This window comes from Apibacter adventoris, from assembly GCF_002964975.1.
In the GTDB taxonomy this organism is placed as follows: Bacteria; Bacteroidota; Bacteroidia; order Flavobacteriales; family Weeksellaceae; genus Apibacter; species Apibacter adventoris.
In genome coordinates this window covers 83691-101663 of record NZ_PSZM01000036.1, presented here as the reverse complement: position 1 = coordinate 101663, position 17973 = coordinate 83691, and the positions used below count along the sequence as shown (strand labels likewise).

The following is a 17973-nucleotide window of genomic DNA, read 5'->3' as shown; positions in this document are numbered from 1 at the left end:
AAATCCGAAAAGGTCTTAATAACCTATTAACTCTTTATTTGGCAAAAAGTTCACTTTGAAATTACATTATTTACAAACTGTAATGTTTTTATTATGTAAGTCTGTATATTTGATGATAGATAAAGCAAAATCACAACTACATTATTTGTGTTTTTTCAATGCTTATACTTCTATATTATATCTTATTATTTTTTTCAAATAAGGTTCCAGAAGCTTGTGCTTTAGGAAAAATTGTCATATCTGCAATCTGCACATGAGCCGGACGAGATACTGCATAATAAATAGCATCTGCTATATCTCCAGCAACTAAAGGTTCAAATCCTTGATAGACAGCATCTGCTAATTTTTTATCTCCTTTAAATCTTACCAATGAAAATTCTGTTTCTACAGCTCCCGGAGCTATATTCGTAACCTTTATACCATAGGGAAGTAAATCCATCCTCATACCTTGGCTAATTGCTTCTACGGCATGTTTAGAAGCACAATATACTGAACCTTTAGGATAGGTTTGTTTTCCTGCAATAGAACTTAAATTTACTATATGACCAGATTTTCTATTTATAAGAAAAGGTACTACAGCTTTAGAAACATTTAATATCCCACGAACATTTGAATTTATCATAGAATCAAAATCATCTAATGAAGCATCTTGAAAAGTAGCTAATCCGTGTGCATTTCCTGCATTATTTACTAAAATATCTATAGATTTCCATTCTTCCGGTAAATTATCAATTGCAGAAAAAACTTCTTTTCTATTACTTACATCAAACTTTAAAGTTATAACATTAACATTTTTTTGTAACTCATTTTTTACTTCCTCTAATCTATCTTCTCTTCTCCCACAAAGAATTAAATGGATTCCGTTTTTTGCAAATAACTCTGCGGTAGCACGTCCTATTCCTGATGTTGAACCCGTAATTAACGCTATTTTTTCTAATTCCATTTTTTTATTTTAAAGTTACAAATATAAAATGAAACGACTATCTTAATGATAGTCGTTTTGATAGGTTTTAACTATAAATTTTAGTACAATTTAATTTTCTATTTTAGACCGGGTAGAATTAATATTCCCTAAACCAACTCCTGTTTGTTTTACATTATCAAAAGTTTCTTAAAAAAAACTTTTGAAGGTAAAGAAGGAGTAGAATAATCATCATTGTCTACACAAGCAATTGTAGAAGTAACAGTTAATACAACAAATTAAAATATATAAAATAATGACTTTACTTTCATTTTTATAGTTTTAATTAATTTACAATAATAATATTATCAATCCTCATTCCTAATTTATTTTTTTCGGATTGTCCTAAAAATTCAATTTTAGTAGTACCATCTGGAATAGCAACTTTTACTGTATAATAGATATTTTTGTTATTTGAAACATTTAATTCTTGGTGTGGTAATTGAATTTTAACATCATTACATTTTATCACTAAATCATCCACATAAGCCTTATCTGCTACCGCAAAAATATTGGCATTAAATCTATATGAAAGTTTCATATTTGTATATCCTTTGGTATCAATATTATCAATTACCAACGAAGTATTAGTATTAGAAGGGAACCATATTGCCGGACTTTGAAATGTTTTCGATGTCCTTATATCTGTTTTCCCATATGAATCAGAATATGTAACCATTTTATTGTCATACCCTGTAGCTTCTCCAATTTTTGGTTTTCCTGCAATATCATTTACCTTATTAAATGACTCAGCATAAATAGTTTTCGGAAATTCTTTTACATCATTAATGGTTCTTATTAATAATTGATAAGTATTATATTTCCCATCATATCTAGTCATTACTCCTCGTAATTTTCCTTTATCATAAGGAATTATATTCCCTCCAAAAGTAGCATAATTACTAACTCTTACAGTAAAATTTGTCACTTTAATAGTATCTACCTGATTGTTAGTATTTAGATTTCCTCTGACAAAAGTAGAACCTGCTTCATTAAACTCTACATCACTAATTTCTACTAAAGTATTTAAATATTTCTCATTATTTTTTACATCATTTGCGGTTAATGGTTCTCCTGCAGAATTTGTTTTAATAACTAATTCTTCTTCTGATTTCTTATCCACTCCTAAAATAATATTAGATGAAATTATACTAGGGTTTATTTGGTCAACAATGTATTTTTTAGATTGAGTAGGTTTCATCCCAATTTGCACCATTCCATTTTGTTTTCCATAATATAATCCATCTAATTTCACATAGATCTTTGATCCTAAAGGATACATATTGTAAGTACTAGATTTATTTATACTTAACATTATTCCTTGTGTACCATCTTCAGAAACTATAAATAAATTTTTATAAATATTTCCCCCTTCATCTGTAGAAATCACATATCCTTCTAAAATATCTCCTTTTTTAAAAGGAATAGATTCTGGTATAGTATCATTAACTGTATTTCCTGTATAAACTGGAGCTGTTGTATGTACATCAGAAATACTTAATGTTGGGGTTAATACTTGTCCTTTATTTAGTGGTGGACTGTTGTAGTCATCATCATGAACACAGCCCATTAAATAGAAAGAAAAAATTAATAAAAGTATTATCTGATTTTTTGTACTAAATATTTTCATTTTATTGTTTTTATATGTTAAAATCTTAAATATACATTGAAAAAATAAGATCTTCCTCGATCATAAAATAATTTACTGTTAGCAAAATATGGTTGTGATACCATATCTTCATAATTTGCATTTCTCCCTTGTTCAAATGAATTAGTTACATATCCTCTTTCATTCAAAATATTATTTACTGAAGCGCTTATACCCATACTATATTTACCTAAACGAAAAGATTTTCCAATATTTGCATTTAGCATAAATACATCCTGATATTGTTTTTGTTTTAATAACTTTCTTATGCTTTCTTCTGTAACTCCTGGATATACAGAGCCAGGATCATTAACATCTGACAATATAAAATTCATAGTTCTAGATAATCCTGAAACGTTTGTATAGTTATCTTGTAAAAAATTTCCTGATACTCCGACCCACCAATATTTAGGAGAATTATATTTTAATCCTAATGAGTATCCTTTTTGAGGAGTTCCTGCTAGTTTATAATCTTTCAAATATGATTTCCCATAATCTTTAATGGAGGAAGAAAGATCACTAAATACATATAAATTAGGATTGTTTTTATAGGTATATTGCCCTATGGAAGCGATACCACTCAAAACTAATGTAGAAGTAATATTCCATTCAATTCCGAATTCAGTCCCTAAAAAGTCTTTTTCTATTCCGGTTAGCACTTCTGAAATAAAAGCATCATTTCCTCCATCTAAACCAACTCCCTGTGCATAATATCTTGAAACTTCTGTCGCATCTTTTATTTTTGTATAGTAACCTGTCAACCTTCCTTTCACTGAAGGAGATCTAAGAGTATAAGTTATATCATTAGCATTGATTTTTTGTTTAGTAATATTGGGCGATATATCATTATTTAACCTGGCATTAGGAAAAATATCATTTAATGCTGGAGAAGATTCAAAATAAGATGTATTTACAATTATAAAATTTCTTCCATTTATTTTATAAGTAATTCCACTTCTTAACCCCACTTCTATAAAGTTTTCTTTTTCACTTTTTCCATAAGAATTATTTGCATATAAGCCATGCATATATTTACCCTCTCTATAAGATTCATTCCATCCGACTAATAGAGATGTTGAAACCTGCCATCTGTTAATATTAATTCTAGTAGAGAAATTTGTAGTTAATTCTTGTCTATAGAATTTGTAATTATATTCTGTTTTATCTCCTTTTCTTGCTACGCTTCCTGGTTTTAAAATATTATAATCATCAATAGAATTTGCAGATCCATCACCTTTAAGGAATGAAGTTTTATTAAGTACAAAATCAGCCCCTAATAAATCATTTACTTCTCTATAATTATCTGAAACTAAATTTTGGTAATTTACATTTACATAAAATTTCCAATTATCAGTAAATTGGGTTTGTAGATGAGTTGCAGCATTAAAAGTTTTATCTTTTGTTACATCATCAACTAAGAAATAAGAAGCTCTTCTTCCTTCCTGATTTGAATATGGATCTAAATAAAAAGGAGCACTTCTATTAGCATTATATAAACTCTCCCAATTTATCTGAGTAACTGAAAGATCATTATTCAGCCAAGAATTTATTAGCGCACTACTTTCCGATGCATTCCCTTTTGCAAGCCAATAACTTGGAAGATTTTTATAATATGTAGGAGAAGGATTCTCTGCCTGATATCTATTTAAACGTGAACTTTTATTATATCCGAACTGATATGAGGCTGTAGTGGTTAATTTTGTTTTATTATTTATATTCCAATAATGTGTGAGCATGAAAATAGGTTCAAAAATTCTTTTTACTCTTTCATTCCTTTTGTCTCCATCTTGCCAGCCCCAATAAGAATTATAATTTTTACCTCTTAAATCATACACTTCTTGTGTATTGGGGCTTGAACCTGCTTTTCTGGATGGAGTTCCAAACGCTGTAAAATTGATCCTATGTTTATCTGATAATTTTTTTTCAATAGATGCAAAATAAGCATAAGAATCATTATAAGTCCCATCAATTACGCCCTCATCCATCCATCTTCTGGATCCTGAAAAAGTAAATGCCCAGCCTGAGGATAACATTCCTGTAGAATAAGTTGCCATAACACGATGCTGATAGGTTCTATTTCCGAATGAGTAAGATAAATTTAAACCTTTTCTATAATTTGAAGCCCGTGTATCATAATAGGTTGTTCCACCTAAATCACTAAAAGAATAATCAGAAACCGTATTATTTTCAGCTAACTCATAGGGAGATCTTATTACATTATTTAATCCTCCCCAATTTTTAAATTCTGGTCTTCCTGTTTGATTTTTTGCCATTGGAATTCCATTAAACATAATGTTATTATAGCGATTATCTATTCCTCGCACTTTAAACCAATAAGCTCCTAATTCAAATGCTGCCGTATTAGAAAAAACATCTTTGGAAGATTGCAACAAACCTATGCCCGTCTGCCCTAAAGAAGAGCCTTCATCTGTTGATAATTCATCATCTGTTAATGTAATTATCCCGGCATTCATTTGAGAAGGACTGTATTCCAGTTTAATTTCCCCCAAATCTTTTTTTAATTCATTAGAAGAAACTACAAAGGTAAAGGTAGTGGGTATGTATCCTGATTTATTTACAATAATAAGATAGGTCCCTGCCGAAACATCTTTAAATTGAAAATACCCTACTTGGTCTGATTCTGTATGCAGCATTCTGTCTTCTCCCAGGCTTATTGTAGCCCGGTTCAATGGCTTATCATCCAACCCCTTAAGATAGCCGAAAACCATCGTTTGTGCAAATGTTATTTGACTAATAAAAATTATCAAACAACTCAGCCTAAATTTAATCATACTTAGTAATTTTTGTTATACTCACCTATGCAAATATAATTATTTATTATTACTTTTGTAATAAAAAAAATTACCATTATGAAGGATTTTTTGATGAAAATTATCATTTTTAGCCTTTTTATTAACATTTTTTCAGAAATGAATGCTCAAAAAAGTTATAAAACAGCTACTATAATGTTTTATAATGTGGAAAATCTATATGATACAATAAAATCAGCAGATATTATTAATGGGAATCTATCACCAGAAGATAAAAGATATCAAATTAGTGTCCCTGAAGACAGTGCTCTAACTTCTGGATTGGAAATTTATAGAGGAGAACTCAATTTTAATAAATTAAAAGGTAAAAATGTTATTAGAAAACATATCCTTACAGATGAATTTTACTATAAAGGGAGTAAACTTTGGAATTCAAAAAAATATAATGAAAAAATCAGAAATATAACAAAAGTCTTTTCCGAAACGGGTAAAACTGAGACTCAATCTACGCCAGCTATAATTGGGGTTTGCGAAATTGAAAATGAACATGTTCTTAAAGATCTTTGTAATGGAATGAAAAACTACGGAAAGATCTATGATTTTATACATTATAATTCATTTGATGCAAGAGGTGTAGACGTAGCTTTATTGTATGATAAAACACGATTCATTCCTATAAATAGAAAAAGACTACAAGTCTATTTAAGAAATGAGGCAGGTTATCGTGAATATACTCGAGATATTTTATTGGTTGAAGGATTACTAGATGGAGAAAAAATGTATTTTTTTGTAAATCACTGGCCTTCAAGATTAGGGGGAGAACAAAAAAGTTTACCTAAAAGAATGGCAGCAGCTCAAGTAGTGAAAACAGCTATGGATAGTATTTTAAAAATAAATACTTCTGCTAAAATGCTAGCTATGGGTGATTTTAATGATGATCCTAATAGCCCTAGTATAAAAAAAGTATTCCATACTGTATTTAAAAAGGATCAGGTAAAAAAAGACACTTACTATAATCCTGCTGAATATTTATTTAAAAAAGGAATGGGAACATTAGCTTATAAAGATACCTTCAATTTTTTTGATCAACAAATTTTGTCACCGGCATTTGTTAATAACAAAGATGGATATACATTCTATAAGATGAATGTATTTTCTCCAGCTTATCTCGTAAGTCAGGAAGGAGCTAAAAAAGGTTATCCTTTCCGATCATTTTCAGGAGATAATTATACAGGTGGGTACAGTGACCACTATCCTATATATTCAATATTTGTAACTGAATTAAAATAAATGCATTAGCACATTTATAAATACATTTTAGTATATCCTAACATATAGTAAATTATATTATTATGTTAAAATACTCTCTTGAATTTATGTTATTGATAAATCTCTTTTATATTTGCACTTATGTTTTTTAAATTAGGTAACGAAGATAGAAATTCTAAAGCTCGCGCCGGAATAATTACTACTGAACATGGAATTATTGAAACTCCTATTTTTATGCCTGTAGGTACCATAGGTTCTGTAAAATCTGTACATCAAAGAGAGCTTAAAGAGGATATTCAAGCTCAAATTATTTTAGGAAATACATACCATCTATACTTACGTCCGGGTACGAACATTCTATATAAAGCAGGCGGGTTACATAAATTTATAAATTGGGATAGACCTATTCTTACAGATAGTGGTGGATTTCAAGTATTTTCCTTATCTCAAACTCGAAGTAAAATTCAAGAAGAAGGAGTAAAATTTAAATCTCATATAGATGGATCATATCATTTTTTCACTCCTGAAAAATCAATGGAAATCCAAAGATTTATTGGTGGCGATATTTTTATGGCTTTTGATGAATGTACTCCCTATCCTTGCGATTATAGTTATGCGAAAAAATCTTTGAGTATTACTCACCAATGGTTACAAAGATGTTGTAAATGGTGTAATGAAAATCCTGAGTTATACGGATATAAACAGCATTTATTTCCCATTGTCCAAGGAAGCACTTTTGATGACCTTAGAAAAATTTCTGCAGAATTTATATCTTCAGTTAATGCAGATGGAAATGCAATTGGAGGGTTAAGTGTAGGAGAACCTGAAGAAGAAATGTACAGAATAACTGAATTAGTTACTGATATACTCCCCAAAGATAAACCTCGATATTTAATGGGTGTGGGCACTCCTTGGAATATATTGGAATCTATTTCTTTAGGAATTGATATGATGGATTGTGTAATGCCTACTCGAAATGCAAGAAATGGAATGTTATTTACTTGGAATGGTGTTATTAATATTAAAAACAAAAAATGGGCTGAAGATTTTTCTGAATTAGATTCAAAAGGAACATCTTTTGTAGACCATGATTATACAAAGGCCTACCTCAGACATTTATTTTCTGTCAATGAATTTTTAGGAAAACAAATTGCTTCTATACATAATCTTTCATTTTATTTAGATTTAGTAAAAACCGCAAGAAAACATATTATAAACGGAGATTTTTATACTTGGAAAAAATCTATAATCCCTACTCTTAAAACAAGGTTATGATTACGGTTCTTGACAGATATATAATTAGAAATTTTGTAGGAACTTTATTCTTTATGCTTATACTTTTAATTACAATTTTTGTAGTTATTGATATTCAAAGCCATTATCAAGAATTTAGTGAAAACAATTTTTCCATTCTTGATACTTTAATTCAATATTATCCTTATTATGTTATTTGGGCTGCTAATATTTTTGCCTCCATATTAGTTTTTATAACTGTAATTTATTTTACTTCTCGTTTAGCCAACAATACAGAAATTGTGGCAATTACAAGTTCAGGAACCAGTTTTTTTAGGTTTTCAAGGCCTTATTTATTTGTAGGAATTGTAATTGCAACCGCTTCATTACTAACTAATCACTTTTTATTGCCATGGGCAAATATTAAAAAAAATGAATTTAATGTTAAAACACTTACAGGGAATAAGAGAGATGCTCATAATGCCAATCAAATTATTTCATCTCAAATATCACCCTCAGAATATCTTTTTGTAAATAGTTATAGCAGACAATCCAAAATTGGATCAGGTTTTGTCTATCAAAAATTTAATGATAAGAGAATATTATTACATGAAATAAGAGCTACCGAAATAAGTTGGTCAGATATAGATTCTTCATATATTTTGAGAGATTTTTATGAAAAAGAAATCTCGCCTCAAGGAAAAATCATATCACTACATAATGGCCCTTCATTAAAAAAACATTTTAATTTTACCCCGGATGAACTGCTTCCTGAAGCTTTCGTAGCAGAAACTATGAACACTCCTGAATTAAATGATTTTATAAAAAAAGAAAAAATGCGAGGAGCTAATAATGTGAATATTTACTTAAATGAATTATACCAAAGAACCAGCTCTTCTGTTGCAGTTCTTATCCTCACCTTTCTTGCTTTATCACTTTCCTCAACAAAAAAAAGAGGAGGTATAGGGATAAATTTAGCCATAGGAATCGCTTGTGCTTTTTTATATATTTTTTCTTTTCAGGCTTTACAAATATTTTCTTCTAAAGGTATTATACCTTCTTGGTTAGCCGTATGGCTGCCCAATTTCATATTTGGTATTATCACCTTTATTTTATATCTAAAACGTGCATATGCCTAATTATAAATTTATATGAAAAAAATTTTTTTAGCGAATTTTATTGCATTTATTATTGGCATTTATTTTATTGTAAGAGCATTTTTTTGGTACATAAATAAAAATGGAAATTTAGAGCAAAATAAATTTTTTGCTTCTATTTATCTTGGTATAGGTATTATTGCTATTCTTATTCAGATTATTGTAAATTATATAAAAAGGAAAAAATAATAATTTTTCTAATGACTCATATACTTCAAATAGAAACTACATCTAAAAACAGCTCTGTCTCAATAGGCACAGATGGAAAACTAAATTGTTTATGTGAAGAAATTTCTCCTGATTTTAAACATAGTGAAAACTTACATACTTTTATTTTATGGGCCTTGGAAGGTGCAGAATTAGAATTAAAAGAAATCCATGCCGTAGCTATTGGAATGGGGCCGGGATCTTATACTGGATTAAGAATCGGATTAGCTTCCGCTAAAGGACTTTGTTTTGGAAATGATATCCCTTTAATTGCGCTAAATTCTTTACATTTCTTGGCTTATCCTTACTTCAGACAAGAATATGAATTTATCATTCCTATAATGGATGCTCGTAGAATGGAAATATATACAACCATTTTTAATTCTAAAGGGGATATGATAGAGAAAACACATCCTCATATCCTAAATAAACATTCTTTTGAAAATTATAGAAATAAAAAAATTCTTTTTATTGGTGATGCTACAGTTAAAACTGAAAATTTTTTTCAAGATCATAATTTAAATTTTGAACAAGCTTCTTTTATATTATCCTATCCATCTGCAAAAAATATGAGTCAATTATCTTACGAAAAGTATCAACAAAAAGGATTTGAAAATGTTGCTTACTTTGATCCTCTTTATCTAAAAGAATGGGGTAAATAAATTTATTTTTTATAAATTATTTTCTTTAAGCCACGCTTTAATTACTTGTAAACTTTCTTCTGAAGCTTCCAACATACCCATGTGACCTGTAGGAAGGGTATAATATGAAACATTTGGAAAATCTTTGATTGCTTTTTTTAATTCTTCCGTCTTTACTGCATTATCATATTCTCCAGCAATAACAAAAACCGGTTTTCCTAAATTCTTAATTACCTCAGTACGATCTAACCTTAATCTCATTCCCTTTAAAGATGCAGAAATGCCCACTAAAGAAGTTTGAGTAGCCCATGAAATAGCTTCTTCAATTTCAGATTTTAATTTGGACAAATTTTTTTGTGCAAAAAGGTTTGGTATTGAAAGTCTGAAAAATTCTTTAGGATTTTTAGTTGCAACCTCGGCAGCTTTTAATCTCTGTTCTTTTTTAACCTCATCATCTGCTAACGGAGTAGAATAAAAAAGTCCTAATCCATTTACTTTTGTTTTATATTTATCAGCAAAAGCTAAAGATACATATCCACCCATAGAATGTCCGATAATTATTGCATGTTTTACATTCAAAAAATCTAATACTTCATTAACTCTATCTGATATATCTTCCATTCTATTGACTTCATTTGTCAGATTGGCAGAGTTACCATGTCCAGGTAAATCAATACAGACAACATGATAATTATCTGATAATTCATTTTTAAAATATTCCCATATTTTATGATTTTCTAAAAATCCGTGAAGAAAAACAATTGTATTTCCTTTTCCTTTTTCTGTGAAATATAGCATTTATGTGTTTTTTAGTTTTATTTTTAAATGACTAATAAACTACAAAATTACAACATTTTGGCTTTGTTTTTGATGTTATCCTAATAATATATAAAAAATTAATTATGAAAATTGTAAAATTAATGCTTTTATCCTCTATAGGTTTAATAGCTACTTCTTGCGGAGTAAGTAAAAAACAATTTGAACAAACGAAAGCTGACTATGAGTCTTGTTTGCAAAGGAATGTTGATAAAGACAGAACTATAGCTACTCTACAGGAAAGAAACAACTCTTTAGATCAGCAAATGGACTTAATAAGGAAACAAAATGAAGTACTTCAACAAAGTTTAGCTGATTGTATGGCTAATGGAAAATCAGGAAGTATTAATATTGAAAAATTAATCGGACAGATTAAAGAGTCAAATGATTACATCAAACGTTTAACAGAAGCTAGAGCGAAGAATGATTCACTAAATTTAGCTTTATCTAACAAATTGAAACGTTCATTAGATAATTTAAACGATTCTGATGTAGATGTACAAGTACAAAAAGGAGTTGTATTTATTTCTTTATCTGACAAAATGTTGTATAAATCTGGAAGTTATGAGGTATTACCTAGTGCAGAAAATGTATTAGACAAAGTAGCTAAGATTATTAATGATTATAAAGATTATGACATTCAAGTACAAGGATATACAGATACAGATCCATTTAGAAGTTCTGCTTCCGGTTGTATAAGAGATAACTGGGATTTAAGTGCAATGAGAGCTACATCTATTGTAAAATTATTACAATCTAAATTTGGCGTAGATCCTGCCAGAATGTTAGCTGGTGGACATGGTCAATATCAACCAAAAGTTTCAAATGATACCCCTGCAAATAAAGCAATTAATAGGAGAACAGAAATTGTTATTCTTCCTAAATTAGATCAATTTATGCAACTTATGGATCAAAAAATGAAATAATAAATATAAACTAATAAAATTTATACATATAGAAAGAGCCCTTTATGAGGGCTCTTCTTATTTCTCAATAAACTTATTAACATTGTTTTATACCTAAAATTTATTTTTATATTTTTGTATCCTACATATAAAATTAATTAATGATGGAAATAGCGGGAAAAATTAAATTAATTTCTGATATACAAACCTTTGATAGCGGATTTAAAAAAAGAGAGGTTGTAATTACTACAGAAGAACAATATCCTCAACATATTTTAGTAGAATTATTAGGCGATAGAACAGAGATCATCAATCCGTTTAAGGTAGGTGATGATGTGAAAATTTCTATAAATATAAGAGGAAGAGAGTGGGTAAATCCTCAAGGAGAAACAAAATATTTTAATAGCCTCACTGGTTGGAGAATAGAAAAATTACAATCGGAAACTTTTTCTCAACAACCTAACAATCCATTATCTCAACAAATTCCTAATTCCACTTCACCTATATCCCCTGTAATAGAAGATGAAGATGATGACTTACCTTTTTAATTAATGAATTAGAAACAAATTAATTTAATAATATTGTTATAAAGCACCTTTTAGGTGCTTTAATTTTTAAAAATGTATTTATTAAATCAAAAACTTATTTTCCCTGATATTTCAAATGCTGATCCAAACGGTTTATTGGCAATTGGAGGAGACTTATCTCCTCAGCGACTCTTACTCGCTTACCAATCAGGTATATTCCCTTGGTATAACTCCGGAGAAATTATACAATGGTGGTCTCCAAATCCCAGATTTATACTTTATCCACAACATTTAAAAATCTCAAAAAACACACACAAATTATTAAAAAACAATTATTTTCAATTTACCGAAAATCAGTGTTTTGAACAGGTAATACAATATTGTTCTAAAATAAAAAGAAAAGGACAATCCGGAACATGGATTACCTCTGAAATGATTGAGGTTTATTGCCTATTACACAAAAGAGGAATTGCTAAAAGTGTAGAAGTTTGGAAAGATAATCAATTAGTAGGTGGTTTTTATGGTATAGACCTTATGACAATATTTTGTGGAGAGAGTATGTTTTCTCTTGCAAGTAATGCTTCAAAATGTGGATTTTCTTATTTTGTCAATAAATATACAAAAAAATACAAAGCAATTGATTGTCAAATATATAGTTCTTATTTAGCACAATTAGGTGCTGTTGAAATTCCTCGAGAGAAATTTAAGGAACTACTAGACGATGAAGCTGTTAAAAATTTGCATTTCAAATAATAGATACCTATATTTGCTCGCTAAATATAATCAGGCGCACCATGTCAATTCGAAGAAGGAAAAATCAAAACTATGAAACAAAGGAGATTTTAGATTCTCTAAATACTTCTGCTTTAAGTGGCGAAAAATTTTTACAAAAATATGCTAAACCCATTGGTATTCTTTTCAGTATTGTGATTGTAGCTGCATTAGGTTATGTGATTTATGATAATTATGTAGTTACTCCTAAAAATATAGAAGCTTCTGATTTAATGGTAGATGCAGAAAATTTATATAATGAAGGAAAAATTGATCAAGCGTTAGGAGGTAAAGCAAGTGGTATTTCTGGTTTTGTTGACATTGCTGAAGAATATAGTAATACTAAAGCAGGAAAATTAGCTTACCTGTATGCCGGAGTTACGCAATTTAAAAAAGGAAATTATCAAAAAGCCTTAGAATATTTCCAAAATTTTGATTCTCCAGATAAAGATTTAAAAGCTGTAAAATACGGAGCAATTGCAGATACCTACGTAGAGCTTAATAATACAACAGAAGCCATGAATTATATAACTAAAGCTGCAAAAGAAAGTAATAATGCTGCTACAGCTTATCAATTTGGAAAAAAAGCAGGAATTTTAGCAATGTCTTTAAATCAAAATGAAAAAGCTTTAGAATTTTTCCAATCTATTCATGATAAATATCCGGATATAGAACAAAACGGGGAAGTTGAAGCCTATATTGAAAGACTTAAATACGCTACAGGAAAACAATAATGGCTACAAATAATTTATCTGCATACGAAAAAAGCAAACTACCATCAGCTCATCCATATCGTTTTGGAATTGTAGTAGCTGACTGGAATTCACAAGTAACTCATAATTTGCATAAAGGAGCCGTAGAAACTCTTATAGATCTGGGAGCTAAAGATAGTAATATCGATACAATATTTGTTCCTGGTTCTATTGAATTGGTTTATGGAGCTACCAAAATGTGTAAAAAAAATATATATGATGCTGTTATTGTTATAGGTTGTGTTATTCGTGGTGAAACTGCTCATTTTGATTATGTATGTCAAAGTGTGACTAACGGAATTACTTATTTAAACACACATATGGACACTCCTGTTGTTTTCTGTGTACTTACCGATAACCACATTCAACAATCTTTAGACAGAAGTGGCGGTAAATTTGGTAATAAAGGAGTTGAAGCCGGAGTAGTTGCTTTAAGAATGGCAACGTTAAAAGAAGAACGTTAGCATTAAAACTATTTTATTTTTATTTCTTCAATAATTTTATCTGCACCCATTTTTTTAGCTTTATCAGCTAATTTTTTCCCATGCAGTTCGCTATTAACAAATGGGAATACCTCATTTAATAATACTTTATCATTTCCTTCTAAAGATACTATTCCTGCTTTAAAATGCACATTTTCTCCCTCTATTTTAGCTATTGCCCCAACAGGTGCTGTACATCCTCCTTCTAATTCATTTAAAAAACTCCTTTCTATTTGTACACAAATTTGTGTCTTTTTATGATTTATTTTATTTACTGCTTTTTTTATTTCTGTATTTGTCTTTAATGATGTTACAGCAATTACACCTTGCGATGGGGCCGGAATAATAAAGTCTAAAACTTCATAAGACAAAGGTATATTTAATCTTTTTATAGCTGCTAGGGAAAAAATTGTTGCATCAAAATTTTCAGATTCTAATTTATTTAATCGGGTCTGGATGTTTCCTCTTATATCACCAAATATTACATTAGGATACTGAGATTTCCAAAAAGCTCTTCTTCTTAAACTACTACAACCAACATATAAATCATTAAAATTTCCTGTATTTTTAGAACTGCTAGAATTTCTTATTAATATATCTTGTTCATAATCTCTTTCTAAAAAAGCCGTAATTTCAATAGAATCCGGCAAAATAGTCGGAACATCTTTTAGACTATGTACAGCAATATCCACTTCATTATTTAATAATGCTATATCTAAATCTTTGGTGAAAACACCTACTATATCCATTCGATATAAAGGTTGTATTAAATTTTTATCTCCATGTGAAGATATAGGAATTACTTTTGTTAAATAACCTTGTTTCTTTAATTTCTGTTCTACGGCATATGCTTGCCACATTGCTAAGGGACTTTTTCGGGTACCAATTCGAATCAGATTCATAAAAAATTTTAGAAATTAGAAATTTGTAGTTGAAACATTTCTTTAAACAAGCCTATAGTATCGTCTGCTTTCTCGGGATTTTTTATTAAATAGTTTGCCAACTTATTTGTTATTTTTTGTACAACTTTCTCTGAAAGTACAATTTCTTCATTTGATACCTCTATCTGATCTTTTTTTAAAGTTTTCACTTGATAATCTTTAATTCTTTCTAAATCATTTTTAAACGCATGTATAACTGGCACATACTTCCTGTTTTCAACCCAAATTATAAACTCTTTCATCATTTCTTTAATAATAGCTTCTGCTTTAGGTATTTCTTTATTTCTTTGCTCAAAAGTTTTATTGATTATTTGAGAAAGATCATCAACATTTAATAGGGTGACCTGAGGAAAATCTTTAAGTGAAACAGAAATATTAGCAGGAATAGATAAATCTATTAAAGTGACCGATTTATTAGGAATAAAATTTTCTTTTCTAATAATTGGGAAAGGGGCTCCTGTAGAAACGATAATAATATCTGATTCATTAACAACGGTATGTAATTCAGAATAATCTTTTACCTGTAAATTAAATGCATCTGCCATCTCTTTGGCTTTGGTAAAAGTTCTGTTTAAGAGTGTTATTTGTGGTTTCTTTATATGTTTTAATAAATTTTCACAAGTATTTCTCCCTATTTTTCCAATGCCTATTAATGCAATTTTTTTATCCGAAAGTTGGGAATAATTATTTAATATATAATGTACAGCAGCATAAGACATAGAAGTCGCTCCATTGCTTAATGCAGTTGTACTTTTAATTTTTTTAGATGTTTGTATGCCGGTATTTACTAACCTTTCTAAAAAAGCATTGGTTGTATGGTGTTTTTTAAATCTTTTAAACCATGTTTTTACCTGACCAATAATTTCAAAATCACCTAATATTTGACTTTCTAGGCCTGCTGAAACTCGTAAAAAATGACTAATAGCATCTTGTTCTTTATAAACAGAAATATATTTTTTATAATCCTCTTCAGATACATGAATGTGTTGACAAAATAATGTAATTACATCATTCACACTTTCAGACTGTACATATAATTCTGTACGATTGCATGTAGAAAGTATAAATAATTTAGTTGTAGGAAAAAACAAATTAATCTTATCGCAGAATGATTCAACTAAATCTGAAGGAAAACTAAATTTTCCTCGAATTTTTGCTTCAGCCTTTTCATAACTTAGGCTAATTGCATAAAAATTATATTTATTATTATTTAGCTTATTTTTTTCCATGCTATTAAATGCACACAAATATATTGTTCACAAAATTTATAAAATACCTATATTTACAAAAAAATGCCGGTAAAAATCAATTTTACAAAGTTTGGAATAAGTCTAAATAACCGATTTTATAGCACCTATTCATATAAAGATTGATTATTACTTGTTTTTTTAAATAGGATCATGGAATTAAAAAATACCTTTAAAAGTAGGATTAGAGAAAATAAAATAGGATCTGATATTTATCTCGCACTAATTGACAATTACACTGTTTTAACCGATACAATTTCTAAGCCGGTAGATAAACGGTTTGTACAATTTTATTTTTGTACAAAAGGGAGAGCTACATTTCATTTTGAAAATGAAAATCAATATTTATTGAAAGATGGTTATTCTTTATTACTCTACAATCCTAACATTGATATCCCCATTAATATAAGCTTATCTAAAAAATCCAAGCTAGTTATTTTTGTTATAACTATTCAAAATTTGATATCTTATTTTAAAGGGTATTCTGAAAAAATTCCATTTATTAAAAATAAAATTTATGAAAACAGTTATATTGAAAAACCTTTAAGTATTCAGGAAAAACTTATTATTTCGCAACTAGAAGACTATATTTTAGATTGTGAATTTGAAAATTTATATCTGACTTTAAAACTCCACGAAATACTTATTCATTACTTTTCCAGTAGTAATAAAAAAGAACAAGAAAACAAAAAAATGGATGATAAATTGGTTTTACAATTAAATGAAATTAAAAAATTGCTCATGGATAATATAGCTTCCCCTCCTACTTTAAAATCAATTTCATACACTGTAGGATTAAGTGAATACAAAATTAAGGAAGGATTTAAAAAACTTTATGGCAAAACAATTTCAAGTTTCATCTTAGATACAAAATTGGAAATTGGAAAAGATAAATTAGATATGAAAGTTAAACAGGTAAAAGAAATTGCGTATGATTTGGGGTATGAAAATCCCAGTCATTTTATTGAGGCTTTTAAAAAAAAATATGGAATTACCCCTAAGCAATGGATGATGAAATAATTTTTTTTTATTATAAGTATTAAAATTTAATTTGTTTTTAACTTAATAGGAATGTAAATATCTTCTTCTGAATTTAAATTATTATTTTTATATTTTTGTCCTAAAACCTCAAAATGAGGTCTTCTATTATCAACAATATATTTAGATTTAGGAAGCCATTCATTAAATATAGTTTTAAATATAGAAATGTCTTCACTAGATCCTTTATAATGAAAAACAGCATATAGTCCCCCAGAAAAAATAAAACTATCCATACCTTCAGGAATTTTACTTATTTGAATAACTTCTACAGCAGCCCATTTTATAAATTTAACTGTTGGATTAAAATCAAAATTTTCAGGATAGATTTGCATAGAAAATAAATCCTGAGAAAAAACATTTTTAATTTCTTTTTTTCTTTTCATAAAACTTTGCCATAAATCATAAGTCAAATTATTAGAAAATGAAATTTCTATATTTAAACCAATTAATTTTTTTTTATGTAATATCTTTATTTGTGGCTTTAAGTGCATTTATTTTAATTATAATTAAATATATGAAAAATATGTATTCATACTTTTATGAATTATATTTATAAAAAATCACTAAAAATAAAAAAACATTTTTTTTACACACATTGAATATA

Annotated in this window: 18 protein-coding genes; 11 read left to right on the top strand and 7 right to left on the bottom strand. The window is 28.5% G+C overall.

Annotated features, from left to right (window positions below):
• Positions 1-175 precede the first annotated feature (175 nt).
• From C4S77_RS05490 to C4S77_RS05480, 3 genes are all read right to left on the bottom strand, one after another.
• Positions 176-943, bottom strand: coding sequence for an SDR family NAD(P)-dependent oxidoreductase (locus C4S77_RS05490; RefSeq protein ID WP_105246663.1), 768 nt, complete (start codon positions 941-943; stop codon positions 176-178).
• A 304-nt stretch (positions 944-1247) separates the two neighbouring features.
• Positions 1248-2591 carry a DUF5689 domain-containing protein gene (locus C4S77_RS05485; protein WP_105246661.1) on the bottom strand — a complete coding sequence of 448 codons (1344 nt, stop codon included), beginning with the start codon at positions 2589-2591 and terminating at the stop codon, positions 1248-1250.
• 17 nt (positions 2592-2608) lie between these two features.
• Complete coding sequence (locus tag C4S77_RS05480; RefSeq protein ID WP_146106050.1) at positions 2609-5401, bottom strand: carboxypeptidase-like regulatory domain-containing protein; 2793 nt, start codon at positions 5399-5401, stop codon at positions 2609-2611.
• Positions 5402-5539: 138 nt separating this feature from the next.
• On the opposite strand from C4S77_RS05480, the gene C4S77_RS05475 reads away from it, so the two are divergent.
• The 5 genes from C4S77_RS05475 (at position 5540) to tsaB (ending at position 9908) form a co-directional block, all read left to right on the top strand.
• Positions 5540-6670: an endonuclease/exonuclease/phosphatase family protein gene (locus C4S77_RS05475; protein WP_181042831.1), complete on the top strand. Its 1131-nt coding sequence runs from the start codon at positions 5540-5542 to the stop codon at positions 6668-6670.
• Positions 6671-6790: 120 nt separating this feature from the next.
• Positions 6791-7924 carry a tRNA guanosine(34) transglycosylase Tgt gene (gene tgt, locus C4S77_RS05470; RefSeq protein WP_105246657.1) on the top strand — a complete coding sequence of 378 codons (1134 nt, stop codon included), beginning with the start codon at positions 6791-6793 and terminating at the stop codon, positions 7922-7924.
• Positions 7921-9021 carry an LptF/LptG family permease gene (locus C4S77_RS05465; protein ID WP_260209479.1) on the top strand — a complete coding sequence of 367 codons (1101 nt, stop codon included), beginning with the start codon at positions 7921-7923 and terminating at the stop codon, positions 9019-9021. Before tgt ends, C4S77_RS05465 begins: the two co-directional genes overlap by 4 nt.
• Before the next feature lie 12 nt (positions 9022-9033).
• Entirely contained in the window at positions 9034-9228 is a 195-nt protein-coding gene (locus tag C4S77_RS13010; protein WP_105246655.1) for a hypothetical protein, read from the top strand.
• An 11-nt stretch (positions 9229-9239) separates the two neighbouring features.
• Positions 9240-9908, top strand: a complete 669-nt coding sequence (gene tsaB / locus C4S77_RS05455) for a tRNA (adenosine(37)-N6)-threonylcarbamoyltransferase complex dimerization subunit type 1 TsaB (RefSeq protein ID WP_105246653.1) — start codon at positions 9240-9242, stop codon at positions 9906-9908.
• Positions 9909-9917: 9 nt separating this feature from the next.
• On the opposite strand, the gene C4S77_RS05450 is transcribed toward tsaB, so the two are convergent.
• Positions 9918-10685, bottom strand: coding sequence for an alpha/beta fold hydrolase (locus tag C4S77_RS05450; RefSeq protein WP_105246651.1), 768 nt, complete (start codon positions 10683-10685; stop codon positions 9918-9920).
• A 104-nt stretch (positions 10686-10789) separates the two neighbouring features.
• On the opposite strand from C4S77_RS05450, the gene C4S77_RS05445 reads away from it, so the two are divergent.
• The 5 genes from C4S77_RS05445 (at position 10790) to ribH (ending at position 14122) form a co-directional block, all read left to right on the top strand.
• Positions 10790-11629: an OmpA/MotB family protein gene (locus tag C4S77_RS05445; protein ID WP_105192876.1), complete on the top strand. Its 840-nt coding sequence runs from the start codon at positions 10790-10792 to the stop codon at positions 11627-11629.
• 143 nt (positions 11630-11772) lie between these two features.
• On the top strand, positions 11773-12156 hold the full coding sequence (locus C4S77_RS05440) for a DUF3127 domain-containing protein (protein ID WP_105246649.1): 384 nt from the start codon (positions 11773-11775) through the stop codon (positions 12154-12156).
• 72 nt (positions 12157-12228) lie between these two features.
• Entirely contained in the window at positions 12229-12888 is a 660-nt protein-coding gene (gene aat / locus C4S77_RS05435) for a leucyl/phenylalanyl-tRNA--protein transferase (RefSeq protein WP_105246647.1), read from the top strand.
• Positions 12889-12929: 41 nt separating this feature from the next.
• Positions 12930-13640: a tetratricopeptide repeat protein gene (locus C4S77_RS05430; protein WP_105246645.1), complete on the top strand. Its 711-nt coding sequence runs from the start codon at positions 12930-12932 to the stop codon at positions 13638-13640.
• Positions 13640-14122, top strand: coding sequence for a 6,7-dimethyl-8-ribityllumazine synthase (gene ribH / locus C4S77_RS05425; protein ID WP_105246643.1), 483 nt, complete (start codon positions 13640-13642; stop codon positions 14120-14122). The genes C4S77_RS05430 and ribH overlap by 1 nt, the downstream gene beginning before the upstream one ends.
• Positions 14123-14130: 8 nt before the next feature.
• On the opposite strand, the gene hemC is transcribed toward ribH, so the two are convergent.
• A complete protein-coding gene (hemC, locus tag C4S77_RS05420) occupies positions 14131-15042 on the bottom strand; it encodes a hydroxymethylbilane synthase (protein WP_105246641.1) in 912 nt (303 codons plus the stop codon).
• A gap of 8 nt (positions 15043-15050) precedes the next feature.
• Complete coding sequence (hemA, locus tag C4S77_RS05415) at positions 15051-16310, bottom strand: glutamyl-tRNA reductase (protein WP_105246639.1); 1260 nt, start codon at positions 16308-16310, stop codon at positions 15051-15053.
• Between the two features lie 171 nt (positions 16311-16481).
• On the opposite strand from hemA, the gene C4S77_RS05410 reads away from it, so the two are divergent.
• The gene (locus C4S77_RS05410; RefSeq protein WP_105246637.1) at positions 16482-17348 is read left to right on the top strand and encodes an AraC family transcriptional regulator; all 867 of its coding nucleotides are present in this window, start codon (positions 16482-16484) and stop codon (positions 17346-17348) included.
• A 26-nt stretch (positions 17349-17374) separates the two neighbouring features.
• Here C4S77_RS05410 and C4S77_RS05405 read toward each other — a convergent pair whose 3' ends face one another.
• Complete coding sequence (locus C4S77_RS05405; protein WP_105246635.1) at positions 17375-17860, bottom strand: GyrI-like domain-containing protein; 486 nt, start codon at positions 17858-17860, stop codon at positions 17375-17377.
• Between the last annotated feature and the right edge of the window lie 113 nt (positions 17861-17973).